The 23,562-nt window shown below is 48.2% G+C and carries 22 protein-coding genes and 1 riboswitch; of the genes, 13 read left to right on the top strand and 9 right to left on the bottom strand.

The genetic code is table 11. The annotated features are described in order from the left end of the window. The 3 genes from METH5_RS0101180 to METH5_RS0101170 all read left to right on the top strand — a co-directional run bounded on the left by METH5_RS0101180 (position 1) and on the right by METH5_RS0101170 (position 4,759). Positions 1 to 942 carry a FecR domain-containing protein gene (locus METH5_RS0101180; RefSeq protein ID WP_036308047.1) on the top strand — a complete coding sequence of 314 codons (942 nt, stop codon included), beginning with the start codon at positions 1 to 3 and terminating at the stop codon, positions 940 to 942. A gap of 113 nt (positions 943 to 1,055) precedes the next feature. Then, positions 1,056 to 3,533: a TonB-dependent siderophore receptor gene (locus tag METH5_RS0101175; RefSeq protein WP_088177777.1), complete on the top strand. Its 2,478-nt coding sequence runs from the start codon at positions 1,056 to 1,058 to the stop codon at positions 3,531 to 3,533. Then, on the top strand, positions 3,533 to 4,759 hold the full coding sequence (locus METH5_RS0101170; protein WP_029146771.1) for a PepSY domain-containing protein: 1,227 nt from the start codon (positions 3,533 to 3,535) through the stop codon (positions 4,757 to 4,759). Before METH5_RS0101175 ends, METH5_RS0101170 begins: the two co-directional genes overlap by 1 nt. 21 nt (positions 4,760 to 4,780) lie before the next feature. Here METH5_RS0101170 and METH5_RS0101165 read toward each other — a convergent pair whose 3' ends face one another. Then, positions 4,781 to 6,058, bottom strand: a complete 1,278-nt coding sequence (locus tag METH5_RS0101165) for an OmpP1/FadL family transporter (RefSeq protein ID WP_029146770.1) — start codon at positions 6,056 to 6,058, stop codon at positions 4,781 to 4,783. Positions 6,059 to 6,384: 326 nt separating this feature from the next. Further along, positions 6,385 to 6,608: riboswitch (cobalamin riboswitch) on the top strand. A gap of 166 nt (positions 6,609 to 6,774) precedes the next feature. On the opposite strand from METH5_RS0101165, the gene nrdA reads away from it, so the two are divergent. The 5 genes from nrdA (at position 6,775) to METH5_RS0101140 (ending at position 11,520) form a co-directional block, all read left to right on the top strand. Continuing rightward, positions 6,775 to 9,054 carry a class 1a ribonucleoside-diphosphate reductase subunit alpha gene (gene nrdA / locus METH5_RS0101160; RefSeq protein WP_029146769.1) on the top strand — a complete coding sequence of 760 codons (2,280 nt, stop codon included), beginning with the start codon at positions 6,775 to 6,777 and terminating at the stop codon, positions 9,052 to 9,054. A gap of 210 nt (positions 9,055 to 9,264) precedes the next feature. Continuing rightward, on the top strand, positions 9,265 to 10,398 hold the full coding sequence (nrdB, locus tag METH5_RS0101155; protein WP_029146768.1) for a class Ia ribonucleoside-diphosphate reductase subunit beta: 1,134 nt from the start codon (positions 9,265 to 9,267) through the stop codon (positions 10,396 to 10,398). Positions 10,399 to 10,406: 8 nt separating this feature from the next. Beyond that, complete coding sequence (gene yfaE / locus METH5_RS0101150; RefSeq protein WP_029146767.1) at positions 10,407 to 10,820, top strand: class I ribonucleotide reductase maintenance protein YfaE; 414 nt, start codon at positions 10,407 to 10,409, stop codon at positions 10,818 to 10,820. Between the two features lie 69 nt (positions 10,821 to 10,889). Beyond that, the gene (locus METH5_RS0101145; protein WP_029146766.1) at positions 10,890 to 11,132 is read left to right on the top strand and encodes a type II toxin-antitoxin system Phd/YefM family antitoxin; all 243 of its coding nucleotides are present in this window, start codon (positions 10,890 to 10,892) and stop codon (positions 11,130 to 11,132) included. A 1-nt stretch (position 11,133) separates the two neighbouring features. Further along, entirely contained in the window at positions 11,134 to 11,520 is a 387-nt protein-coding gene (locus METH5_RS0101140) for a type II toxin-antitoxin system VapC family toxin (protein ID WP_029146765.1), read from the top strand. Positions 11,521 to 11,598: 78 nt separating this feature from the next. Here the strand turns inward: METH5_RS0101140 and METH5_RS14665 are convergent, their stop codons facing one another. The 3 genes from METH5_RS14665 to METH5_RS0101125 form a co-directional block, all read right to left on the bottom strand. Next, complete coding sequence (locus tag METH5_RS14665) at positions 11,599 to 11,850, bottom strand: hypothetical protein (protein WP_232410887.1); 252 nt, start codon at positions 11,848 to 11,850, stop codon at positions 11,599 to 11,601. A gap of 141 nt (positions 11,851 to 11,991) precedes the next feature. After that, positions 11,992 to 12,705, bottom strand: a complete 714-nt coding sequence (locus tag METH5_RS0101130; protein ID WP_029146764.1) for an RES family NAD+ phosphorylase — start codon at positions 12,703 to 12,705, stop codon at positions 11,992 to 11,994. Next, the gene (locus METH5_RS0101125; RefSeq protein ID WP_029146763.1) at positions 12,665 to 13,045 is read right to left on the bottom strand and encodes an antitoxin Xre-like helix-turn-helix domain-containing protein; all 381 of its coding nucleotides are present in this window, start codon (positions 13,043 to 13,045) and stop codon (positions 12,665 to 12,667) included. Before METH5_RS0101125 ends, METH5_RS0101130 begins: the two co-directional genes overlap by 41 nt. 335 nt (positions 13,046 to 13,380) lie before the next feature. On the opposite strand from METH5_RS0101125, the gene hxsA2 reads away from it, so the two are divergent. The 5 genes from hxsA2 to METH5_RS0101105 all read left to right on the top strand — a co-directional run bounded on the left by hxsA2 (position 13,381) and on the right by METH5_RS0101105 (position 17,138). Next, positions 13,381 to 13,662, top strand: coding sequence for a His-Xaa-Ser repeat protein HxsA2 (hxsA2, locus tag METH5_RS15615; protein WP_157381495.1), 282 nt, complete (start codon positions 13,381 to 13,383; stop codon positions 13,660 to 13,662). Beyond that, positions 13,663 to 13,971, top strand: coding sequence for a His-Xaa-Ser system protein HxsD (hxsD, locus tag METH5_RS0101120; RefSeq protein WP_029146762.1), 309 nt, complete (start codon positions 13,663 to 13,665; stop codon positions 13,969 to 13,971). It abuts the gene before it with no gap. Further along, positions 13,964 to 15,421, top strand: a complete 1,458-nt coding sequence (gene hxsB, locus METH5_RS0101115; RefSeq protein ID WP_029146761.1) for a His-Xaa-Ser system radical SAM maturase HxsB — start codon at positions 13,964 to 13,966, stop codon at positions 15,419 to 15,421. The genes hxsD and hxsB overlap by 8 nt, the downstream gene beginning before the upstream one ends. A gap of 65 nt (positions 15,422 to 15,486) precedes the next feature. Further along, on the top strand, positions 15,487 to 16,575 hold the full coding sequence (gene hxsC, locus METH5_RS0101110; protein ID WP_198290669.1) for a His-Xaa-Ser system radical SAM maturase HxsC: 1,089 nt from the start codon (positions 15,487 to 15,489) through the stop codon (positions 16,573 to 16,575). Next, on the top strand, positions 16,572 to 17,138 hold the full coding sequence (locus tag METH5_RS0101105; protein WP_029146759.1) for a hypothetical protein: 567 nt from the start codon (positions 16,572 to 16,574) through the stop codon (positions 17,136 to 17,138). Before hxsC ends, METH5_RS0101105 begins: the two co-directional genes overlap by 4 nt. A 21-nt stretch (positions 17,139 to 17,159) precedes the next feature. On the opposite strand, the gene nadD is transcribed toward METH5_RS0101105, so the two are convergent. From nadD to leuS, 5 genes are all read right to left on the bottom strand, one after another. After that, complete coding sequence (gene nadD / locus METH5_RS0101100; protein ID WP_029146758.1) at positions 17,160 to 17,807, bottom strand: nicotinate-nucleotide adenylyltransferase; 648 nt, start codon at positions 17,805 to 17,807, stop codon at positions 17,160 to 17,162. 134 nt (positions 17,808 to 17,941) lie between these two features. Then, positions 17,942 to 19,198, bottom strand: coding sequence for a glutamate-5-semialdehyde dehydrogenase (locus tag METH5_RS0101095; RefSeq protein WP_029146757.1), 1,257 nt, complete (start codon positions 19,196 to 19,198; stop codon positions 17,942 to 17,944). Positions 19,199 to 19,239: 41 nt separating this feature from the next. Then, complete coding sequence (gene holA / locus METH5_RS0101090; protein ID WP_029146756.1) at positions 19,240 to 20,283, bottom strand: DNA polymerase III subunit delta; 1,044 nt, start codon at positions 20,281 to 20,283, stop codon at positions 19,240 to 19,242. 2 nt (positions 20,284 to 20,285) lie between these two features. Next, complete coding sequence (gene lptE / locus METH5_RS0101085) at positions 20,286 to 20,804, bottom strand: LPS assembly lipoprotein LptE (protein ID WP_029146755.1); 519 nt, start codon at positions 20,802 to 20,804, stop codon at positions 20,286 to 20,288. A 12-nt stretch (positions 20,805 to 20,816) separates the two neighbouring features. After that, positions 20,817 to 23,432, bottom strand: a complete 2,616-nt coding sequence (leuS, locus tag METH5_RS0101080) for a leucine--tRNA ligase (RefSeq protein WP_029146754.1) — start codon at positions 23,430 to 23,432, stop codon at positions 20,817 to 20,819. Between the last annotated feature and the right edge of the window lie 130 nt (positions 23,433 to 23,562).

Raw genomic sequence — 23,562 nt, 5'->3', positions numbered from 1 at the left:
ATGACAAATAAAACTGCTTTGCAGGCAGCTGAATGGTTTTTCCGCTTGCAGGAGCCGAATGCCAGCCAGGACGACCACCTTGCCTGCCAAACATGGCGTGCGGCGGATGCTACGCATGAAATGGCCTGGCAGCGTGCCGTCGAAGTGAGTCATAAAATGAGTGGTCTGCCTGGTAGTCTGGCCTATGCCACATTACAACATGGCCAGCAAGCCGGGCGCCGTCGTGCCATCAAAACACTGGCAATATTGCTTTCTACTGGGGCGATTGGGTGGCAAGGCTGGCAAAGTGAGCCCGCGCGCATGCTACGTGCAGAATACAGGACGCGCACCGGTGAGCAGCAACACATACAGCTGACTGATGGCACGGATATTTATTTGAATACTGCGACCGGACTCAATACCGCGTTTGATCAATCACAACGTTTGATCGTATTGGAAGGTGGCGAGGTGCTGGTACAGACTGGTTACCATGATAAGTTGCAACGACCGCTGTTGATTGCCACGCGTTATGGACGGTTACGGCCACTGGGCACGCGGTTTATTGTGAAGCAGCGCTCCAACAGCATAAGTCTTGCTGTGCTGGAGGGGGCAGTTGAAATTATAACCAGTGGTGGGCAGCAACATGTGTTAAACGCTGGCTGGCAGACGCATTTTGACCATGATGCAATCGCTGCTCCTGTGACCGTGAGCCCTCATCAAGATGGCTGGACGCGCGGCATTCTGCACGCACGCGAAATGCGGCTGGCCGATTTTGCGGCTGAGTTGGCACGCTATCGCAACGGTATTGTCCGTTGCGCGCCTGGCGTGGCTGACCTGAAAGTATCCGGTGTTTTCCAGTTACGTAATACTGACGAAGTATTTGCCAGCTTGCCAACTATCTTGCCAGTGAGCGTGAGTTACCTCACGCGTTATTGGATGATGCTGGATAGGCCAGAGACTTAATAAATTCGTGCGCATAAAAGTAATTCTTTTTTGTCCCTTTTTTAAAACTGGCGTGTGAAGTGAGTAAGGGAGATGCATTTCTCATTACTTACATGCCAATAAAAGGGAAACTCATGCAGCAGCACACTCATCGTTACCAACTGCGCAAGGCAGTTCAAACTGCATTACTTGTGATGGCGGTTAGCGGTACTTCATTTGTTTATATGTCTGCGGTATATGCAGCAGATGGCACCAAGGCCACAGTGACAAGCTATCGCATTAAAGCCGATACATTGGAGCAATCTCTCAGTGAGTTTGCGAGCCTGTCAGGTGTTAGCATCACCTTGCCGCCAGGCTTGGTCAATGGCAAAACTAGTTCAGGAATCAACGGGAATTACACGGTGCAGCAAGGGTTCGATGCTTTGCTATCAGGGACAGGGTTGCAGGCGATTGAAGTGAGTAGGGGCGTGTTTTCCTTGCAAAGATCCAGTCCAGAGATTAAAAGTCAACAGGATGTGCAAACGTTGAAGGAAGTGACCGTGGTTGCACCTAAAGGCCGCGACACTGAAATAGCAACCGGCCCGGTGAATGGCTATGTTGCCAAGCGAAGTGCCTCTGCGACCAAAACGGATACCGCCATTATCGAGGCTCCGCAATCGATTGCGGTCATCACACGTGATCAAATGAATGCGCAAAATGTGCAGTCTGTCAGTGATGCGTTGCGATATACCGCAGGTGTATATGCCGAGTCTAACGGCCCTGATCCGCGGGCAGATAATATTGTCATTCGTGGTTTTGATGCCAATGGACGAGACCAATATCGCGATGGTTTGCGGTCTTATGCGTTTAACAACCAGGGCGGCACAGTGTTGGAGCCATATGGGCTGGAACGGGTGGAAGTGCTACGTGGGCCCTCTTCAATTTTATATGGGCAAGGCGGTCCGGGTGGATTGGTGAATCTGGTCAGCAAAAAACCAACCGATGTGCCTATTCATGAGTTACAGGCACAGGTTGGTCGTTTCGACCGCAAGCAGGTTGCTGCCGATTTTGGCGGGTTGTTGACAGACGATGGCGTGTGGTCTTATCGCTTGACTGGTTTGTGGCGGGATTCAGATACACAAATTGACTATGTGAAAGATGATCGTGTCTTTATTGCACCGGCCATCACATGGCGTCCTAGTGATGCAACCTCGTTGACGATTCTGACTGATTATCAAAAAAATGTACGCGGCCAGGGCTATCAGGCATTGCCTAAAGTCGGCACGCTGGACGCTAATCCTAATGGCAGGATTCCAACCAGTCGATTTATCGGTGAGCCAGGTGTAGATAAATTCAATCAGGAACGTTATGCATTGGGTTATTTGTTTGAGCATGCGTTTAATGAGCATCTACTGTTTCGTCAAAACTTGCGCTATCAGCATATGCGTACCAATGCGCTGTCTGTATACCTGAGTGGATTGCAGTCAGATAACCGTACCATCAGCCGTTTTGGCGGCGGTAGTAAAGAAGATGTTGATAATCTGACAGTGGATAACCATGCCCAATTCAAATGGGCGTCAGGCATCTTTGCACATACGGCATTGATTGGCCTGGACCATCAAAAAATGCGCAGTGATGTGGAAGGTACTTTTGGGGTATTTTCTGATCTGGATATATACAACCCGGTCTATGGTGTTGGTCTCCCGACGCTTAACGTCAATAACGATGTGACTCAGAGATTAAGACAAACCGGTTTTTATCTTCAGGATCAGATCAAAATAGATGAGAAATGGGTGTTAACGCTGGGCGGTCGACGCGATTGGGCACGCACTAGCAGCGAGGATCATCTAACGCCTGCTGACAGTAATGCTCAAAATGATCAGGCAACAACATGGCGTGCGGGTCTTGTGTATTTGACAGACAGTGGCTGGGCACCTTATGCCAGCTATACCGAGTCATTTACGCCAGTGATTGGTACCAGTTCTCCGGCGCGTGGCAGTAAGCCATTTGAGCCAGAGTCTGGCAAGCAATATGAAGTAGGCCTGCGCTTTCAGCCGGAAGGGCAACGCACTATGCTCACGTTTTCGTTATTTGACCTCACACGCAAGAATCTCACCACGGCCGATTTGCAGGATGCCACGGGCACTTACAACATTCAGCGCGGTGAAGTCCGATCACGAGGATTTGAAGCGGAAGCTAAAACACAGCTTGATAATGGCCTGGATTTGATAGCGAGTTTTACGCATACCGTGATGGACATCACCAAGAGTAATGATGGGGTGCAGGGGAATGTCCCCAATAATATCCCCAAGCACGCCGCTGCATTATGGGCTAACTACCAGCTGCCGACTGCTTGGTTGGCAGGGTTGAGTGTAGGCGGGGGTGTTCGTTATGTCGGGGCTAGGTATGGCGAAGATACCAATGAGTATAAAGTGCCTGCCTACACCTTGGTTGACGCCAGTCTGCGCTACGATATGGCATTGTTGGGCCAGCAGTGGAAGGGGTGGCAGGCTGCCATGAATGCGAGCAATTTATTTGATAAAGAATATGTGGCTGCATGTGGTTACTATGGAGATGGTTGTAAATGGGGCTATCGCCGTAATGTGATGGCCACTTTGACCTATCGCTGGTAATGCGACACGTACTTGTACTGTGGCATCGCTGGGTGGGCCTGGCGATGGCAGCATTTCTGATTATTTCTGGGCTCACTGGCACCATCATTGCGTTTGAAGATGAGATAGATGCCTGGTTAAATCCGCAACTGTTTCAACCAGCTTGGCAGGCTGGCCAACCGGTGCTGGATGCCTATCACTTACAACAGTTGGCGCAGCAGCAGGCCCCGGCCGGTACGCTGGTAGATGAAGTGTTGTTCACGCTGCCAGAGGCACATATTGTCCCCGGCCTGACTGAGCGTGTACTGGCTTTCAGGCTTAGTGCTGCAGATCCACAAGCCATGGAGATGGTGGCTGACCAGCTGTTTATCGACCCGCAGACGGGTGCGAGCCTAGGCGCACGCAAATGGGGTGAGAGCCCGTTTCAGCGAGCAACCCTGATTACATTTCTCTATAAGCTGCATTATTCGCTAGCCCTGCCGGGCGAAAGCGGGCATCTGATCATGGGAGTTGTGGCCTTGTTATGGACGTTGGACACCTGTGTTGCGTTTATATTGACGTTGCCCAGACGCCAGACGCATGCAAAAAAGAGATTCTGGCACCGATGGCAACCAGCCTGGATGGTGAAATGGCAAGCCAGTGCCACGCGTATCAATTTTGACCTGCATCGCGCCTGTGGTTTGTGGTTATGCACGGTTTTACTCATCTTCGCCTGGTCCAGCGTCATGTTTAACTTGCGTGACCAACTCTATTTACCCGTCATGTCCAAAATATTGCCATTCGATTTGTCGTGGCGTAGCGTGCCCAAATTAGATAAGCCGCTCGCAAGTTTACCCATGCCCTGGCCAGCGGCCCACGTCATGGCACGTCAAGCCATGCAGAGCTTTGTGCATACCCACGATTTGACTATTCAGTTTGAAGACAGGCTACGATTAGATCGTCAGCGTGGGGTGTATATGTATTCCGTCCATAGCTCCGCCGATTTGCGCGAAGACAGGGGCAATACCGCCATTTTGATAGATGTCTATACAGGGGAAATAAAAGGTTGGTGGCTACCGACGCATGGTGAGGCCGGGAATACCTTCAGTAACTGGCTGGGGGCATTGCATATGGGGCAGGTGTTCGGTTTGCCGTACCGAATATTTGTCAGTTTCACTGGCATCGTGTTGGTGATGATTTCTATCACCGGTGTATTCATCTGGAGCAAAAAACAGTCTGCAAAATCAAAACTGGGCATCACAAATTAATGCTCAGCTATTTGTTTAAATCTACCAGCGGCGGCTCAGCATAAAGTGCAGCACAATCGCCTCATTACGAATTTCAGACTCACCAAATAATCGGCTGTTGTATTTGACGCTGACCGGCAACATCCACTCGACCCCGCCTGTCATCAGCCAGTGCTGGTCAATCTTGCGTGCGGCGCCGAAGGTCAGGTGATGCTCAAGGGTGCCTGCCAATAAAGGACTTGAGTTCTGGCGCGGAATCGGGTTTTTGCCGTAATTGTGACCTGCATAAAGCGTGGTGCGGTCATCCCAGTTGTAAGCGACGCCTGTTGCGACCACCCATTGGTCTTTCCAGTTGGCATTCATTGGGCTGCCATAGACGGATTTCGCAGAGGCATTGTTTGGTGTAGTGGCACGCAGGGTCACTTCATTGATCGCATCGTCCCAGTTGAGCCAATTGAGCTTAAATGATAGCAGCCAGTCATCTGTAGGCTTAAACGCCAACCCTACAGCCACTTCGCGCGGCAAGGCGAAGCCTTTTATGGAGGCATCTGAATACTTTACTTTGCCCAGTCCAAGAGCGGTGTCATCAGCGACCAGCGTGCCACCAGTCATGGGGAGCTCGGTTTTTTCAGTATAGGCGGCCGCCAGCGTCAGCGTTGGCGTTACCCGATATTGCATGCCGAGCTTGAAGCCAGTACGGATGGCTGAGGCGCCCTCTAATTTATAGCCAGCAAAACTCGAGCCGCCGCCAAAGTTGACAGACGTGTTGGAGAAAAAATCCTGTTCTATGCTCGCATAAACGATATTCAGGCTGGCGCCTAGAGAGAGCTTGTCCGTTACTTCACAGCCGATACCGGGGATGATCTTGGCGATACCAAACAGCGAGGAAAGGTCATCGCGATTGCCAAACGGCGTACGCAGGTTGTCGAACACGCCACCGGCGCCACCTTGCGCGAACAGGCCGATACCGGCCGTGCAAGCGGTATTTTCCAGCGGCCGTGCATAGCCGCCACCGCCAAGTAAAGTATAGCGGTTCGACGCATGTTCTTCGTTGCGCGGATCTTTGTGCACCAGGTCGGTCGTACGCAGCACCGAGCCAAACATATCCAGCAATGGCGCCTTGATTTGCGTCAGCCCGGCCGGGTTGGTATTCAGCGCGCTGGTATCGCGCGCGACGGCAACGTCAGCACCGCCCATCAGGGTCGATTCAGCGCCAAAGCCAATCAGGTTAATCCCATTGGTGGCGTGCACTGCACTGCAAGCGCCTGCTAAGGCGAGTAGGGTTGCAATACGTAGTGTGTAATGACAGAAATCAGTCATAGTGGATTTGGTTTTTATTCGTTATACGTAATGTCGCATAATTTAACAAAACTGTGTTGCGATAATAAAGCGTAGATTACATGGTTATTGTCGTTGGCATAGTGACTAAAACTATGTTTACTCGCCTTAAAAGCGTTGATTCCGACTGGCGAATGTATCGATTCGGCTAGCTTTTTATTCTATGCGAGTTGCATGCACATTGTTGCAAAAACCTCTATTTGTTTGTGGTGGAAATATTCCTGAATGAAAACAATCAGTTGCTTGCTGTCAATTAAAATAAATCAATATATTGTGTTTTAGGTAATTGAAAAGCCATAGATATTGTTTTATAGTCGCATCCATACGGTATGCAGAAGAGACTCTTCTTCTGTATTTAATAGGGAACCTGGTGCGTGAAGCCGCTTAAGTATCATCAAGCCAGGGCTGCCCCCGCAACTGTAATCAGCGAGTTGTTTGCTGCCACTCAAGCCACTGAATCAATTTCGGGAAGGCGAAAGCAAATAATGACGACCTGAGAGCCAGGAGACCTGCCGTGGAAATTTTTCTTGTTAACGTTTGAGGCGGGGTGTCCTCGGCAGATGCAATTGGTCTATAAACACTGATTGTTAGTCTGGCCTTTGAGCGGGTGCATTTTTCATCGTGATGATGGCCGGGTATTGCCCGGTTGAAATGCGTCTGGCTTTGGGACCCCTCGCTTCCTGGATTGGGAGCCATTAATGTCAAAATACGAATCCATGCAGGCCACAAAAAGAGATGGCCGCAAGGAACCAATCAATCTCGATAAAATTCATCGGGTGATTGATTGGGCATCACAAGGCCTGAACAATGTATCGGTCTCCCAGGTGGAGCTGCGCTCCCATATCCAGTTTTATGATGGCATCCGCACCGATGACATTCATGAAACCATTATTAAATCAGCGGCTGACCTGATCTCTGAAGAAACGCCAGACTATCAATATCTGGCTGCACGCTTGTCTATTTTTCACCTGCGCAAAATTGCTTATGGCCAGTTTGAGCCACCGCATTTGTTTGACCATGTGACCAATCTGACTGCCCTTGGCAAATACGACCAGCATTTGTTAAAGGATTACAGCCGCGAAGAATTTGACGTGCTCAATAGCACCATTGACCACTGGCGCGATATGAACTTCTCTTATGCTGCGGTCAAGCAGCTTGAGGGCAAGTACCTGGTGCAAAACCGGGTGACCAAAAAAATCTACGAGAGCCCGCAGTTTTTGTATATTTTGGTCGCGATGTGTCTGTTTGCTAACTATAAAGGCCAGGCGCGCTTGGATTTCATCAAGCGTTTTTATGACGCTGTGTCTACCTTTAAGATTTCTCTGCCTACGCCTATCATGGCGGGCGTGCGTACGCCGACCAGACAGTTTAGTTCTTGTGTGCTGATTGAGTGTGGCGACAGCTTGGATAGTATCAATGCCACCACCAGTGCGATTGTGAAATATGTCTCACAACGCGCAGGGATAGGCGTCAATGCGGGCCGTATCCGCGCCCTGGGGAGTGAAATCCGTGGTGGCGAAGCACAGCATACCGGTTGCCTGCCGTTCTACAAATTGTTCCAGTCTGCGGTGAAATCTTGCTCGCAGGGCGGCGTGCGTGGTGGTGCTGCCACCTTGTTCTACCCGATCTGGCATCTTGAGGTCGAGTCTTTGCTGGTGCTTAAAAACAACCGCGGTGTAGAAGAAAACCGTGTGCGCCACCTCGATTACGGCGTACAACTTAACCGCTTGATGTACCAGCGCCTGATCAAGGGCCAAACAATTACCTTGTTCTCGCCGCATGACACGCCAGGGCTGTACGATGCGTTCTTTGCCGATCAGGATGAGTTTGAGCGCCTGTATACCCAATATGAAGCCGATGACAGCATCCGCAAACGCAGCCTGCCAGCGGTGGACCTGTTCTCGCTGATGATGCAAGAGCGTGCAGGCACTGGCCGTATCTATATTCAAAACGTAGACCATTGCAACACACACAGCCCGTTTGACCCGGCCGTGGCTCCGGTGCGCCAGTCTAACCTGTGTATGGAAATTGCACTGCCGACCAATCCATTGAATGACATCAATGATGAAGAAGGCGAAATCGCCTTGTGTACCTTGTCTGCCTTTAACCTGGGCGCGCTGGAATCATTAGACGAGCTGGAAGGCCTGGCTGATTTAGTGGTGCGTGCACTGGATGCGTTGCTGGAGTATCAGGATTACCCGGTAAAAGCGGCACTCAATGCGACCAACAAACGCCGCTCATTGGGCGTTGGCGTCATCAACTACGCCTATTACCTGGCCAAAAATGGCACCAACTACACCAGTGATTCTGCGCTGGGCCTGACTCATCGCACTTTCGAGGCGATTCAGTTCTACTTGTTAAAAGCCTCGGTGCAGTTGGCGCGCGAATTTGGCCCATGCGGTGCGTTTAACGAAACCACCTACGCCAAAGGCATGTTGCCGATTGATACCTATAAGTCTGACCTTGACGCCGTGTGTAGCGAGCCATTGCTGTTAGATTGGGAGAGCCTGCGCAAAGAGATTCAAAAAGATGGCTTGCGCAACTCTACCTTGACTGCGCTGATGCCGTCAGAAACCTCCAGCCAGATTGCAAACGCAACCAATGGTATTGAGCCGCCGCGTGGCCTGGTGTCGGTTAAGCAGTCTAAGGACGGTATCTTGCGCCAGGTGGTGCCAGAGATCGACCGCCTGCGTGACCAGTATCAACTGTTGTGGAAAATGCCTAACAACGAGGGTTACCTCAAGCTGGTGGGCATTATGCAAAAGTTTGTTGATCAGTCTATTTCTGCTAACACCAACTACGACCCAACCCGTTTTGAAGGTGGCCGTGTGCCAATGAAGCAATTGCTCAAAGACCTGCTGCAGGTGTACAAGTTGGGCATCAAAACCTTGTACTACCACAACACCCGCGATGGTGCGACTGAAGGTGGCACTGAGGCAGAGGACGATGGTTGTGCGAGTGGTGCCTGCAAGATTTAAATAAGCGCTGACTCAGTGGCTGCGCGGGCAAATTGCAACGTTGTGCGGTGCTCGAAATCCTCATGTACTCCATGTACATTCCGGTTTCTGTGCTCCGGACGCCTTGCACTTTATCCCGCTCGCTCACTGATTAAACGCTTATTGCAGTGGGGTAATGAGTAGATTTTAAAAACAGTTTGAGAATAAAACTTAAACATTAGGAACACGGCTATGGCCTACAGCATCTTTACCAAAATCGACAACGAACAGCTCAAAGAACCCATGTTCTTTGGTCAGCCGGTCAACGTGGCGCGTTACGACCAGCAGAAATACCCGGTGTTCGAAAAGCTGATCGAAAAGCAGTTGTCTTTTTTCTGGCGCCCGGAAGAAGTCGATGTGTCACAAGACCGTGCTGACTACCAAGGCTTGCCAGAGCACGAAAAGCATATTTTCATCAGCAATCTCAAATATCAGACGCTGCTTGATTCGATTCAGGGCCGCAGCCCTAACGTTGCCTTGTTGCCATTGGTGTCATTGCCTGAGATCGAGACCTGGATTGAAACCTGGGCGTTTTCCGAGACGATCCACTCGCGCTCTTATACCCACATCATCCGCAATATCGTCAATGATCCTTCCATTATTTTTGACGACATCGTGCGTAACGACAATATTACTGCGCGTGCCTCTGACATCGCCCACTATTACGATGAGTTGATTCATCAAACCATGTTGTACTCACAACTGGGTGAGGGTGACCACGTGATCAATGGCGAAACCAAGGTGGTGAATAAGCGCGAACTTAAAAAGCTGCTTTACCGCTGCCTGATGAGCGTTAATATTCTTGAAGCGATTCGTTTTTATGTGAGCTTTGCCTGCTCGTTTGCCTTTGCCGAGCGCAAGGTGATGGAAGGCAATGCCAAGATCATCCGCCTGATTGCACGTGACGAAGCCTTGCACCTCACCGGCACCCAGCACATGCTCAATATCATGCGCTCCGGCCAGGACGACCCCGAGTTCGCCGAAATTGCCGCCGAACTGCATAGCGAGTGTTTTGAGATGTTTAGAACAGCCGCCGAGCAAGAAAAAGAATGGGCAGAATACCTGTTTAAAGATGGCTCTATGATTGGCCTCAATAAAGATATTTTGTGCCAATATGTCGAATACATCACCAATAGCCGCATGGCCTCGGTTGGTTTACCGCCCGCATTCCCCGGTGCCAAAAATAACCCGATTCCATGGATCAACACTTGGCTCGCCTCAGACACCGTGCAAGTCGCGCCGCAAGAGGTAGAATTAAGCTCCTACCTGATTGGTCAGATTGACTCCGAAGTATCGGCAGACGACCTTAACGGTTTTGAATTGTAATATGAACCATGATTAGCGTACGCAGCCAGCACAGCCGCTTTAGCCTGCTCCCGCAAGAAACCCTGCTCGAAGGCCTGGAGCGCACCGGCCACGAAGTAGAGTATCAATGCCGCAGCGGTTATTGTGGTGCCTGCCGCGTACGCATGCTAGACGGTGAAGTCGATTACGTCGAGCTGCCACTCGCTTTTATCGCGGCTGACGAAATCTTGCCCTGCTGCTGCGTGCCCAAGTCTGACCTGTGGTTAGAGTGCGAACTCAGGTTTGATCTGCAAACCGCGCAGATGCAAGACGATATGTTCCCGGCACAACAATCGCTGTTTGAAGAAGACTTGTTCGCTGCAAGTGATAGCCCAGTTAAAAAAATGCTGCAGAGAAAAGTCGTCAGGAATAATGTGCGGGCCAGCAATCTGCCGTTGTTTTGAGATAAGTTTTTACGCAAAGTACACCAAGATTTAAACTAAACTAACTAAACTTAGTTTACTGGTGTGGCCATGCAAGTTATCAACATACACGAAGCAAAAACACAGCTTTCCAAATTAGTGGACCAAGCAGTGAATGGTGAGTCTTTTATTATCGCCAAAGCAGGCAAACCTCTGGTTAAGGTGATTAAGCTTGATACACCAGAAACGCAGCTGCCTCAGCGCATCGGCTTTATGAAAGGTCAAATTCAGGTTCCTGATGATTTTGACGTGATGGGTGCAACCGAAATTACCCATCTGTTTAGATTGGAATAACATGAAGTTATTGCTAGACACCCATATTCTGCTGCGGGCGGCAGAAGGCTCCAATCAACTTTCAAACACAGCCAAGTTACTCATTGAAGACCCTGAAAACCAGCTGTATTTCAGTAGTGCCAGCCTGTGGGAAATCGCCATTAAAAATACATTGGGTCGTGCAGACTTTAAGGTTGACCCAGCCGTACTACGACGGTGCTTGCTGGATAATGGCTTTGAGGAAATCATGATCAACAGCACTCACACCGTCAACCTGCAAGCCTTACCAGATATTCATAAATATCCGTTTGATCGTATGTTGCTATCGCAAACCTTGGTCGAAGGGGTGACATTGGTCACGGCTGATAGTGTAGTGGCACAGTATCCTGTGGCATTAATAAGTGTGTAAGTTGCCATTGTTTAACGATTTATTTTAGGTAATAAAAAAGGCGCTTGAATCCAAGCGCCTTTTTTCAAAGCATTTTATTCACGCAGCATTTGGCCGCAGCCACTGCATTTTCAGGTTTGGTGCACGCGCACTCAAATCCGCCACCAGGCTGCAACTCAAAATTTCGCAGCGCCAATACATCTGCCTGATCTTTGCGTCCGCCTCGTTACGCGACTTGCCAAAAATCTGCAAATTTTCAACCAACACCCCATTCGCACTGCGTATGGTGTACAAATATTTTCCAGACATATCCATCATTTTCAATGTCACCCCGATGTTTGTTTGACGCAAAAGCATCATATTTATTGTGATATATCGGTAACATATCAAAATTTTTTAGGGGTGTATACACTGTAAAGATAGTATTTATATCGTTAATTCAATAATTTAAGGGGTTTTTTGCATAAAACACCTATAATTAATCCGCTAACTTCACTTCCAAATGGCCGGATTGAAAGTTAGCGATTGGCGCTCTCTGCGCCAAATCACCTCATGTTGGCTCACGGCTAACCACCAGGTTTGCGTTTCCGGTTTGGGTTTATTCTGCGCAAAAGCGTCTGGTTTTAGCACCGCAATACACCATGCCGGTTGTGGGCTTCTCACTGATCGATAAAGGATGCAGCCTAAATCAACACTTCTTGCCAATTGCGCAAATGCTTGCGTCGGACCGTAATTTGATTTGTGCAGCCATGCCGCATCTGCATCAAAAGGTGGTTGTCGTAAATCCACCGTTTGTGCCTTAAGTGAGACTTGAAATGCCGTGTGTGCAACGGGTTCAATATGTGTCAGGGCAGGCGCATCCATCAAAAACTTCCAGCGCCAAAACCCAAGCTCAGCGGCTGCGGTTGCTACCGACTCAGCCCCATAAAACACCCCAGGGTCATTAGCACCTCTAAATCGCGAGCCCCCTTTACGCGTCGGGTAGCGAAAAGGTGTTGCCAGCAGATAATCCAGCTTTGCTGTGGTGTCAGGGTAGGCCGGTTTGCTATTGTCGAGCAACGCTTCAAGCATGTTCTGCTCAGCCGCCGTATCCACCAGCTTCATGGTCGAAGCCACATGCTGCGCCTCCACCATGCGCCAAGCTAAGCCACGCCAGGCAAACGCCTCAGACGAGACCGCGTGAGGTGTCCAGATAGTGTACGACACGCACCAAGCCTTCCGTTTGAGTAATTAAGTCGATGGGGCGGGCATTGAGGGCAAGGTTTTTATTGGTCAACCACACTCGCGCAGTTTCATCATTGCTCACAATCGAATCCAGCGAGCGGAAAACCCGCACAAACAACAACGCAAAATCCCACTCTTTACGCTTCTGGTCTAGCAAATACTTACCGTCATACAAGCGTGTAATCGTCGCTGGGCTCAAGCCAAGAATCGTCGCCAACATCGCGCGCGAAAGCTGTAGTCGTTCGGCAGCCCGGCCTACTGCTTTGCTTAATACTTGTGCAGCATCGGGTTGGGTTGCTGTTTTAGTAGTTACAGTTGCCATGATTTATTCCTTTCTTTGGAAATTATATTATTAAAATATTTCTTTGGAAAGTTTATTGTGTGGTAACGAAGTTGTTATTGAGTAGATAGCAACTCAGATATTTAAAGGCATCTTTGTAAGTAACGTTTTTACGAGTTTAAATATTCAATTGTCTTATTGTTAGTTTTTTACTGTATGGAATTTTGAAAAAGGGATTGATGATTCTTCGGATTTAAATGATTGAATGCAAATATTTACATTATTTAATCTAAATTCGGAATGATGGTTTATGGACGTCAATGTAATTTCCATGATAGTTTATTTAAAAAAATATCAATACACGTGAGAGGCTAATCATGAAAAGAAAATATCTTTTGCCATTGGCTGTGTTAGCTAGTGCCTTGACTGCAAACCAATCAAATGCGAAATCTGTTGATAACAATTCAATAGATGAACAAGCTAAGTCTAATTTGCTTGAGATCGAGACTGAAGAAGTTAACAAATTCGACTTTGGCGATAAAACTGCTTTAAAGTTTATCCTTAAACCAAATAGTGATGGCATCTTTTATGCCGCTCATTACTCCCATTCCTCGCATAGCTCACATTCATCTCATCGCTCTCACTCGTCTGGATATTAAGTGAGTAAGAGTGAGTTGACGCTCAAATTCGACGAGCGTGTTTATTCTGTTGAAACAATACAGAAGGCTGCGTATCGCTTTATCAATAAATTTACAGTGGATTTTGAGTTAATTGATAGGGATATACTTTGTCATATCATATTTGATAGCGAGCACTCAGATAGCCAACTGCAAAAATTAAAAGCGGATTTTAAGAAAGAGATTCTTGATCAACATCTACGGCAGTTAATTGCGAAAGAAACCGAGACTGTCAGAAATTTAATATTGAGTGCCACTTTCTTGAATACTGGTCTGCAAAAAATTGAGTAAATTTAAAGGGCTTGAAAGCTATGCTGCAGAAGACTCAGCTTATGAGTTACTACCTTTTAAATTTGATAGGTTTAATGATGAAAGTTACATCATCACTAATATCGTTGGCGAGTATCTGCTGATTGAACATGAAGATTTAGAAGCATTGGTTCATCGAAAACTAGATGTTACTAGTCGCTTATATTGTCAATTAAGGTCTAAGCACTTCATCAGATTGCCGAAGGAAAAGTCACCAATTGAATTGTTGGCTTTAAAGTTAAGGACAAAGCTATCTAGGCTTTCTCAATTTACTAATTTACATATTTTTGTCGTCACACTTCGTTGTGATCATAGTTGTCCTTATTGTCAGGTTTCTAGACAGTCAGAGGATAAGTCTTCATTTGATATGACTAGAGACATGGCTGACAAGTCTCTAGATTTTGTATTTAGATCTCCATCTCCAGCTATCAAAATTGAATTTCAAGGCGGAGAGCCATTACTAAACTTTGAGTTAATTAAATACATTGTTGAGTCTGCTGAAAGCAGAAACAGAGTTGCGGCTAGAGATCTTGCTTTTGTAATTGCGACTACCTTGTCTTTAATAAATGATGAGATTCTAGACTTCTGCAAATTACATAAAATCCAGATTTCTACTTCTTTAGATGGTCCTGAAGCTTTACATAACTCAAATAGACCTAAGCCAAATAAGGATAGTCATCAACGATTTGTAGCCGGATTAGAGAAAGCAAGAGCTCGACTTGGTTACGATCAAATCTCTGCTTTGATGACAACTACTGAGTTGAGTCTTGATAAAGTCAAAGAAATTATCGATGAATATTTAAGATTAGGATTCAAGGGAGTATTTTTAAGACCATTATCTCCGTATGGTTTTGCGATCAAAACAAAAAGATTTATGGCATACAACACTGAGCGATGGTTGCAGTTCTATAAATCAGGTCTTGATTACATTATTGAGTTAAATAGAAACGGTGTGGAGTTTTCAGAATATTACTCAAGTCTCATTTTAAAAAAAATTCTTAGTGCTCAAGAGTCTGGATACGTAGATCTAATGAGTCCTGCTGGAATTGGTATTGCAGCAATCGTTTTTAATTACGATGGTAAAGTCTACGCTTCCGATGAAAGTCGAATGCTTGCTGAGATGGGGGATAGAACTTTTGAGTTAGGTAACATATTGTCCGACTCTTATGAAGATATCATTCTCTCAGACAAGCTACTTGATGCGCTTGAAGAATCTTTCACACTAAGTGCGCCGATGTGCTCTGAATGTGCATTTGAACCGTACTGTGGTTCAGAGCCCGTGTATCACCATGCCATTCATAAAGATTTTTTAGGAAGAAAACCAGAGTCGGAGTTCTGTAAAAAGAACATGAGTATTTTTAAGCATTTAATTAGTCTCATGGAAAGTAGTTCTGATACTAAGAAATTATTTCTGGGCTGGGCTAACCGATGATTAAACTCGGGGGTAGGGTCATCCAAGTGCACGAGATCGGCTCCGAAAGAGCAACGTTATTTGTGATGAGCTCTAATCCAAATTTACCTCAGGTTTTGAGAGCTGATAAAGCGTTCATTGCCAAGTTGAAGACTATTCCTAAAGGATTTGCTCACTATATTACGTTTGAGTCATTTGTCGATGAGGTTGCATTTTCTGAGGGTGAGAGTTTCACGGTTTTACCGGATGAGTTCAATTACTTAAATGATGAAGATATTGTTCGCATTACACCTAATAAAGAGCATATAAGAGTTCTTTACCGGAAAAAGGCTACTAATAATACGATTATGATTACTGAGCAATGTAATCACTATTGTTTAATGTGTTCGCAGCCACCTAAAAATCAGGATGATTCTTACCTATTAAGTGAAGCTTTCAACTTAATCAAGTTGATACCAAAGAACACGAAAGAAATTGGTTTTTCTGGTGGTGAGCCTACATTATTTGGTGAAAGATTCTTGGAGTTATTAGAGTTTACTAAGAGCCATCTACCTCAAACTGGTATTCATATACTCTCGAATGGAAGAGCTTTTAAAGATATAAGATTTGCGAAAAGATATGCCAATATTAATCATTTTGACATGATGGTTGGTATCCCAATTTACTCTTCAAACCCTTCAATACATGACTATATAGTTCAAAGTGCAGGTGCGTTAGATGAGACTTTGGCTGGTGTTTTAAATCTTAAGCGGTTGAATCAAAAAGTAGAAATTAGAGTAGTTATTCATAAACAATCAATTGAAGGGTTACTAGACCTATGTGAGTTTATTGGCCGGAATTTATTGTTTGTAGATCACGTTGCTCTAATGGGGTTGGAAATGATGGGGTTTACTCGTGCAAACTTGGATAGTCTTTGGATAGACCCTTATGAGTATAAAGATATCTTGAGCGATGCCGTGAGCATACTGAATAGCTATAAACTAACTACCTCTGTGTATAACCATCAGCTTTGTACTGTTAACAAAGATATTTTGCCTTTTTATAGAAAATCAATTTCAGACTGGAAGAATGAGTTCGCACCTGAGTGTGACGGATGTAAAAGTGCAAATGATTGCGGAGGTTTTTTCTCATCCAGTTTGCAACATCGATATAGTGATCATATCAAAGCCTTATGAGGCGTTTCTTAAGTAGGGCTCATAAAACTCCCTTTTCTAGGGCCAAAGCTTGCTTAGAGATTATTAAATACACGGTCGAGATACTTGCAATACTTATTGCAGGAGCATGGGCTTACTCAAAATATATAACAATAGAAAAGCCTTTAGAAATAAGGACTGCTTCAACTGGTTTTCTGAATTGGGGGAGACTGCCAGCAAAAGAGTTATGCTTGGCCAATTTGGGTGTAACGATAAAGAATATTGGCAACTTACCATTTGAAGTTAATAAAGTTGTAATCGAGTCATGGTCGATAGATGGTGCGCTTTTGGAAAGAGCACAAAACTATTTCTCACCATTTAGTGATGAAAATAAAAAACTACTCATAAGAAAAGAATTCGTTGGCGCAGATTCCACTAGTTTGGTTGGGGTGTACGGAGTCAATGAAGAAAATGCTACTGACTTTAGTTTCACTTTTAAGTATGAACCAAAAAACGCTGTGTATTTTCTTGCGACAGTTACAGGGCCCCATGTAAATATTAAAGAGGGACGTTGGGGGTTCGTGTGTGATGTTGAGGCAAACTAGTTTCAAGAGTCTTTATTAAACTCAATCTACTGTTTTATATAAACGATTCTGTTCTATATAGCTGAATACCTGTTGCGGTATTTCAGTGATCACAGTGTCGTCATTCTGACTTAACTGTTCACGAATACGTGTAGATGAGATATCTGGCGGCGTGGTTGGCAAAAAGCTGATCAGGCCGTTCGCTTGTGCTGCAAACGCTTCTGGCGCTGCTGCGATGTCTACTAACTTGCCGTCATGCTCTGGATGCCAGAATAAGGTTTTTTCGCGGTCTGCGCGGTGTACGACTAGCAGGTGGCAATAATCTAGCAGCTCTAACCAGCGGTGCCAGGTGGGGAGTTTTTGGTAGCTGTCTTGGCCCATCATTAAGCATAGCGCTTGGCTGGGGAAGCGTTGGCGTAATAGGTGCAGGGTTTCTATGGTGTATGAGGTGCCCTGGCGTTCTAGCTCGCAGGTATCGAGTACAAACTTTGGGTGGTTTTGTATCGCCAGTTGTACCATCGCGGCGCGGTGTTGTGCGGTGACTGCTGGTGTTTCTTTATGCGGCGGAACTGCCGCCGGAATGACGCGGATTTGCGTGCAGTGCAGGGTGTCGAGCACACTTTGTGCGAGCACCAAATGCCCGTTGTGGATGGGGTTGAAGGTACCGCCGAAGATGCCTATGATTTCCATTCTGGCTTTAATAATTCTTTCGGCGCATCGCGGTGTTGCGCGGTGCTCGCAAACTCGCTGTACCAGTTCGTACTATCTCGTTTTCTGCACTCCGTGCGCCTTGCGCTGCATCCCAAATAATCATTAAAGACTTATTAGGCTCGAACGTGGCCGTCGCCTAGCACCACATACTTCAACGAAGTTAATCCCTCTAGACCCACTGGGCCGCGCGCGTGCAGTTTGTCAGTAGAAATACCGATTTCTGCGCCAAAGCCGTATTCAAAGCCGTCGGCAAAGCGGGTAGAGGCGTTGACCATGACGCTGCTGGAATCGACCTCGCGCAGGAACTGGCGCGCTTTGGTGTAGTTCTCAGTCACAATCGCCTCGGTGTGCTGGCTGGAGTGCTGGTTGATATGCTCAATGGCTTCATCGACGCCGCTAACCACTTTGCAGGAGATAATCGCTGCCAGGTATTCGGTGTAGTAGTCTTCCTCTGTCGCGGCAACGGCTTGTGGCACCAGCGCGCGTGTTTCTTCGCAGCCGCGGATTTCTATGCCTTTGCTGGTTAGCATCTCAGCCAGTTTAGGTAGGGCGGTGTTGGCAATGCTGCGTGCAACCAACAGTGATTCGGCGGTGTTACAGGTGCCCAGGCGTTGCGTTTTGGAGTTTTCCAAAATACGCAGGGCTTTGTCCAAATCGGCTTCGTCATCCACATAGACATGGCAGTTGCCATCCAGGTGTTTGATGACTGGAATGCGCGCGTCGTTGCTGATGCGCTCAATCAAGCCTTTGCCGCCGCGTGGCACAATCACGTCTACATATTGCTTCATAGTGATGAGCTCGCCCACCGCAGCGCGGTCTGTCGTCTCGACCACCAGCACGGCCGCTTGTGGCAAACCTGCTTGTTGCAGGCCTTGATGCACAAGCTTGGCCAGCGCCTGATTGCAATGAATGGCCTCAGAGCCACCACGCAAAATACAGGCATTGCCAGATTTAATGCACAGGCCGGCGGCATCCACCGTCACATTTGGCCGTGCTTCGTAAATAATGCCGATCACGCCCAGTGGCACACGCATCTGGCCAATCTGGATGCCGGAAGGGCGGTATTTGAAGTTGCTCATTTCGCCAATCGGGTCTGGCAGGCTGGCGATTTGCTCTAAGCCCTCAGCCATGGTGGCGACTGACTTTTCGCTCAAGGCTAGGCGGTCTAGCATGGCGGCTTCCATGCCGTTGGCTTTGGCGGCGTCCAGGTCTTGCTGGTTAGCGGCTAGGAGCGCTTTTTCGTGCTGGCGAATCAGGGCGGCAATATTGCGCAGGGCCTGATTCTTGGTGCTTGTGTCAGCTTTTGCCATCAAACGGGAGGCGGCGCGTGCCTGCTCACCCAGTTGTTTCATGTAATGTTGAATGTCCATAATCATTATTCTATCTTATAACGCTTAATAGGCTTAAAACCTTAACGAGACCTTGCCGTGGCCGCTCTGGCAGATTTATTGGCCGCCATGCGGGCAATGCCGCTGCATAAGCGTGAGAGCTCTAGCCAGGCATCACCATCGCCCACGCCTTTTGCCATGCGGTCTATGTCAGACAATTTCTGCAAAGCAGCTTCGATATGTTTTTGCGGTAAAAATTCCAATGCACGTTTGACCAATTGCTGGCGGTCACCAAATAACCTGGCTTGGCTCATAGCCGCTTGTGCAGCCTGGCCGTTTTGCATGGCGAGCCTCACTTGCAATAAGGGGCGGAACAACCACACCAGCGGGTTCATGACCGCGACGGCTGTTTCGCCTTCTTCACGCAGGCCTTCAATAATACGCATAACCCGGCTCGGGTCGCCTTGCAGCATGGCTTCGCCCAGTTGCGAGACATCAAAACGCGCCACGTTGAGCACGCATTGGCGGATGGCATCTTCAGAAAGTGGGCCCGGCGGGTAAAGCAGGCCAAGCTTTTGTATCTCCTGGTGCGCGGCGAGTAAATTACCTTCTACCTGCTCGGCAATAAAACGGCGCGAGGCTTCATCGGCGGTTTGTTGTTGCAAGCTCAGGCGCTGCGCAATCCATTCTGGCAATTGTGCCAAAGGCACCTGGTTAAGCACCAGCAATACGCCGTGTTGTAACAATGCCTCATACCAAGCGCTGCTGGTCATATCGCGGTCTGGCGCGGGCAGGGTAATGATAATGGTGGTATCCGCAGCTGGCAGCTCAGCCAATTGCTGTAAAGCCTTGGCACCTTCAACACCGGGTTTGCCAGTGGGGATATTGATTTCCAAGATGCGTTGCTCGGCAAACAGCGAGAAGCTTTGTAAAAACTGGCTGACTTGGCCCCAGTTGAAATAGCGCTCTACGCTAAAGCTGGCACGCTCTTGGGCGCCATGCTGGCGGGCGGCGGCGCGAATCTGGTCCATGGCTTCGGTGATTGAGAGCGGCTCGTCACCTGCCAGCACAAATAAATGCTGTTTTGGTGGCAGGTGTTGAGCCAGTTGCGCAGCCTGGATGCGCATGCTTACTCCGCTTTTTTCAAGGCAGACAGGCGACGCATAATGCCATTGAGCACGTCGGTACGCATGGTTTGAGTCAGGCGTTTTTCTTCTGCCAGTTTTGCCAGCAAGTTCGAGTCGTTATAGGTGTAGTCGCGACGGCTTTCCATCACCAGTGGGAGCCCCCATGTGGGCTCATTGCTGGCCTTAGTGCGATATTGCACACGATAGTAAAGCTCATACTCTCGGACCACACCGGTACCACTCAAGGACAAAATGCGTTTTTCGTTTTCTTCATGTATCAGGTCAACTTGTAGCTCAGCTTCTTCTGCTGTTTCTACCAACTTAATATTTTGCTCTTTTAAGCTCTTTTTAAGTGCAGAGGTAATTTGGGTGTTGCCTTGCAACTGAATCGATTTAAATGAAACCGGATTAGGTTGTCTGAGCTGAAAGCCACAGGAGGACAAAGCCGCAATCAACAATAGCCAGCCACTATTTTGCAAGAAACGCTTTAGCAAAGAGGGTGTCAGGGGTGAAAGCAGCATAGTCGTCCTTTTTTAAGCAACCACAATGTTAATCAGTTTGTTAGGCACGACAATGATTTTTTTCACGCTGCCTTCATTAAGAAACTTCTGTACGAAGTCCTGATTGACGGCGGTTGCTTCAATCTGCTCTTTGGCCATGCTTTTAGGAATACTGATGCTGCCACGCAGTTTGCCGTTCACTTGCACCACATACTCCACCTCGTCTTGCACCAATGCCGAGTTAGCTGGCTCAGGCCATTTGGCAGTCAACACGTCTGCGCCCAGTTTGAGGCTTTGCCACATGACTTGCGTCACGTGTGGGGCAATAGGCGAGAGCACGCGCAGCAGAATGCTGTAGCCCTCAAACGCCACGGCTTGCCAGTCTTTCTCGGCTTCTTTGTGTACTTTTTCCAGCGTGTTGAGCATCTTCATGCAGGCCGAGGCTACGGTGTTGAACTGCAGTTTGGCTAAGTCAACATTGGCTTGTTTCAGCACGCTATGAATCTCGCGTCTGTGGCTAGCGAGCTCGCCGGTCAGCTTGTTAGGCAGGTCGGCTGGCTGGATTTGCGATAAAGCATAGCCAAAGTTCCACACGCGCTTTAAAAAGCGGTGCGAGCCTTCTACGCCACTGTCTGACCATTCCAGGGTTTGCTCTGGTGGCGCGGCAAACATCATAAAAAAGCGCGCAGTGTCGGCGCCGTATTGCTCGATCAGCGATTGCGGATCAACGCCGTTACGCTTGGACTTGGACATGGTGCCTATGCCTTGATAGTCGATGGCTGAGCCATCTTTAAGCAATTTGGCGCCAGTCACTTTGCCGTTGGCGTCTTGTACCAGCTCGATTTCTTCTGGCGCGAAGTATTCAATACCGCCTTTAGCCGTGCGGCGCGAGAAAATATGGTTAAGTACCATGCCTTGCGTCAGCAGGTTGGCAAATGGCTCGTCATAGTTGACTAAGCCCATATCACGCATGACCTTGCTCCAGAAGCGTGAATACAGCAGGTGCAAAATCGCGTGCTCAATACCGCCAATGTACTGGTCTACCGGCATCCAGTGGTTGGTTTGCGCGTCGACCATGGCCTCATTGCTAAAGCCGGAGGCATAGCGCGCGTAATACCAGCTGGAGTCGACAAACGTGTCCATGGTGTCAGTTTCGCGCTTGGCAGGTTGGCCGCATTTAGGGCAGGCGCAGTTCAGGAAGTTTTCGCGCTTGTTGAGCGGATTACCAGAGCCATCCGGCACGCAGTCTTCTGGCAGTTTGACCGGTAACTGGTCATCCGGCACCGGTACATCGCCACAGCTGTCGCAGTGGACGATAGGAATCGGGCAACCCCAATAGCGTTGGCGTGATACGCCCCAGTCGCGCAGGCGCCAGTTGGTTTGTTTGCCGCCCAGGTTTTTCTCAGCCAGGTCGGCTGCGACTGCGTCAATCGCTTGTGTGTAGCCAAGATCGTTATATTTGCCTGAGTGTATGCATACGCCCTTGGCCTTGTCGCCATACCATTCTTGCCATGCGTTTAAATCAAAGCTTTGTTCAACAACGCTAATCACTTGCTTGATCGGCAAGCTATATTTTTTAGCAAAGCCAAAGTCACGCTCATCGTGCGCAGGCACGGCCATCACAGCGCCTTCACCGTAGGTCATTAGCACGTAATTGCCTATCCAAACCGGCACTTGTTCACCTGTAATCGGGTGCGCGACGGTGAGGCCGGTGTCCATGCCTTCTTTTTCCATGGTCGCCATGTCGGCTTCCATGACTGAGCCTTGTTTACATTTGTCGATAAATGCTTGCAAGGCGGGGTTGTTCTGCGCAGCATGAGTTGCCAATGGATGTTCTGCGGCCACGGCACAGAAGGTTACGCCCATGATGGTGTCAGCACGCGTGGTAAATACCCACAGTTTGCCGTCATCAATCAGGTTGCCGTCGTTGGTTTTAATCTCGTGCGTAAAAGCAAAGCGTACGCCCACACTCTTGCCTATCCAGTTGGCTTGCATGGTTTTTACACGCTCAGGCCAACCTGGCAGTTTATCCAGGTCGTCCAGCAGTTGCTGGGCATAACCGGTAATGTGCAGGTAATAACCGGGGATTTCACGCTTTTCAACCAGCGCACCAGTGCGCCAGCCACGGCCATCAATCACCTGCTCGTTGGCTAATACCGTCTGGTCGACCGGGTCCCAGTTCACGACCTGGGTTTTTTTGTAGGCAATGCCTTTTTCCAGCATACGCAGAAACAGCCATTGGTTCCATTTGTAGTAGTCAGGTTGGCAAGTGGCCAGCTCGCGCTGCCAGTCGATGGCAAAGCCAAGTGACTTCAACTGTTTGCGCATATAGGCAATGTTGTCGTATGTCCACTGCGCAGGCGGCACATTGTTTTGAATCGCCGCATTTTCAGCCGGTAGGCCAAATGCATCCCAGCCCATGGGCTGCAACACGTTGTAGCCTTTCATGTGATGGTAGCGGCTTAATACGTCACCAATGGTGTAGTTACGCACATGCCCCATATGCAATTTGCCACTGGGGTAGGGGAACATCGACAAGCAGTAGTATTTGGGTTTGTTGCTATCTACCTTGGCCTGAAAGCTGAGGTTAGATTCCCAATGTTGTTGTGCCTGTTGTTCGACTTCTTTGAATGGATACTGCTGTTGCATGTGCTTGGCTTGAAAGTAACTAAACGAAGCGATAATTATACCCGAGAACTGATAGGCATGTTTTGCGTTGGCATGTCCTTGGCGGGGGATTCAATCACTGATTGGTTGATATTAGCCATGTGTGTTTAAA

It is taken from the genome of Methylophilus sp. 5 (genome assembly GCF_000515275.1).
GTDB lineage: Bacteria > Pseudomonadota > Gammaproteobacteria > Burkholderiales > Methylophilaceae > Methylophilus.
This window is presented reverse-complemented; position numbering and strand designations above follow the sequence as displayed.

What these genes read in the sequence shown, in the direction of transcription:
- leuS (WP_029146754.1), bottom strand. Translation starts at nt 23,432, where the DNA reads ATGCAACAGCAGTATCCATTCAAAGAAGTCGAACAACAGGCACAACAA.
- METH5_RS0101145 (WP_029146766.1), top strand. Translation starts at nt 10,890, where the DNA reads ATGCAAGTTATCAACATACACGAAGCAAAAACACAGCTTTCCAAATTA.
- METH5_RS0101165 (WP_029146770.1), bottom strand. Translation starts at nt 6,058, where the DNA reads ATGACTGATTTCTGTCATTACACACTACGTATTGCAACCCTACTCGCC.
- METH5_RS0101095 (WP_029146757.1), bottom strand. Translation starts at nt 19,198, where the DNA reads ATGGACATTCAACATTACATGAAACAACTGGGTGAGCAGGCACGCGCC.
- METH5_RS0101180 (WP_036308047.1), top strand. Translation starts at nt 1, where the DNA reads ATGACAAATAAAACTGCTTTGCAGGCAGCTGAATGGTTTTTCCGCTTG.
- nadD (WP_029146758.1), bottom strand. Translation starts at nt 17,807, where the DNA reads ATGGAAATCATAGGCATCTTCGGCGGTACCTTCAACCCCATCCACAAC.
- nrdB (WP_029146768.1), top strand. Translation starts at nt 9,265, where the DNA reads ATGGCCTACAGCATCTTTACCAAAATCGACAACGAACAGCTCAAAGAA.
- holA (WP_029146756.1), bottom strand. Translation starts at nt 20,283, where the DNA reads ATGCGCATCCAGGCTGCGCAACTGGCTCAACACCTGCCACCAAAACAG.
- hxsC (WP_198290669.1), top strand. Translation starts at nt 15,487, where the DNA reads ATGAGCTCTAATCCAAATTTACCTCAGGTTTTGAGAGCTGATAAAGCG.
- lptE (WP_029146755.1), bottom strand. Translation starts at nt 20,804, where the DNA reads ATGCTGCTTTCACCCCTGACACCCTCTTTGCTAAAGCGTTTCTTGCAA.
- METH5_RS0101105 (WP_029146759.1), top strand. Translation starts at nt 16,572, where the DNA reads ATGAGGCGTTTCTTAAGTAGGGCTCATAAAACTCCCTTTTCTAGGGCC.
- nrdA (WP_029146769.1), top strand. Translation starts at nt 6,775, where the DNA reads ATGTCAAAATACGAATCCATGCAGGCCACAAAAAGAGATGGCCGCAAG.
- yfaE (WP_029146767.1), top strand. Translation starts at nt 10,407, where the DNA reads ATGATTAGCGTACGCAGCCAGCACAGCCGCTTTAGCCTGCTCCCGCAA.
- METH5_RS0101125 (WP_029146763.1), bottom strand. Translation starts at nt 13,045, where the DNA reads ATGGCAACTGTAACTACTAAAACAGCAACCCAACCCGATGCTGCACAA.
- METH5_RS0101170 (WP_029146771.1), top strand. Translation starts at nt 3,533, where the DNA reads ATGCGACACGTACTTGTACTGTGGCATCGCTGGGTGGGCCTGGCGATG.
- hxsA2 (WP_157381495.1), top strand. Translation starts at nt 13,381, where the DNA reads ATGAAAAGAAAATATCTTTTGCCATTGGCTGTGTTAGCTAGTGCCTTG.
- METH5_RS0101140 (WP_029146765.1), top strand. Translation starts at nt 11,134, where the DNA reads ATGAAGTTATTGCTAGACACCCATATTCTGCTGCGGGCGGCAGAAGGC.
- METH5_RS0101175 (WP_088177777.1), top strand. Translation starts at nt 1,056, where the DNA reads ATGCAGCAGCACACTCATCGTTACCAACTGCGCAAGGCAGTTCAAACT.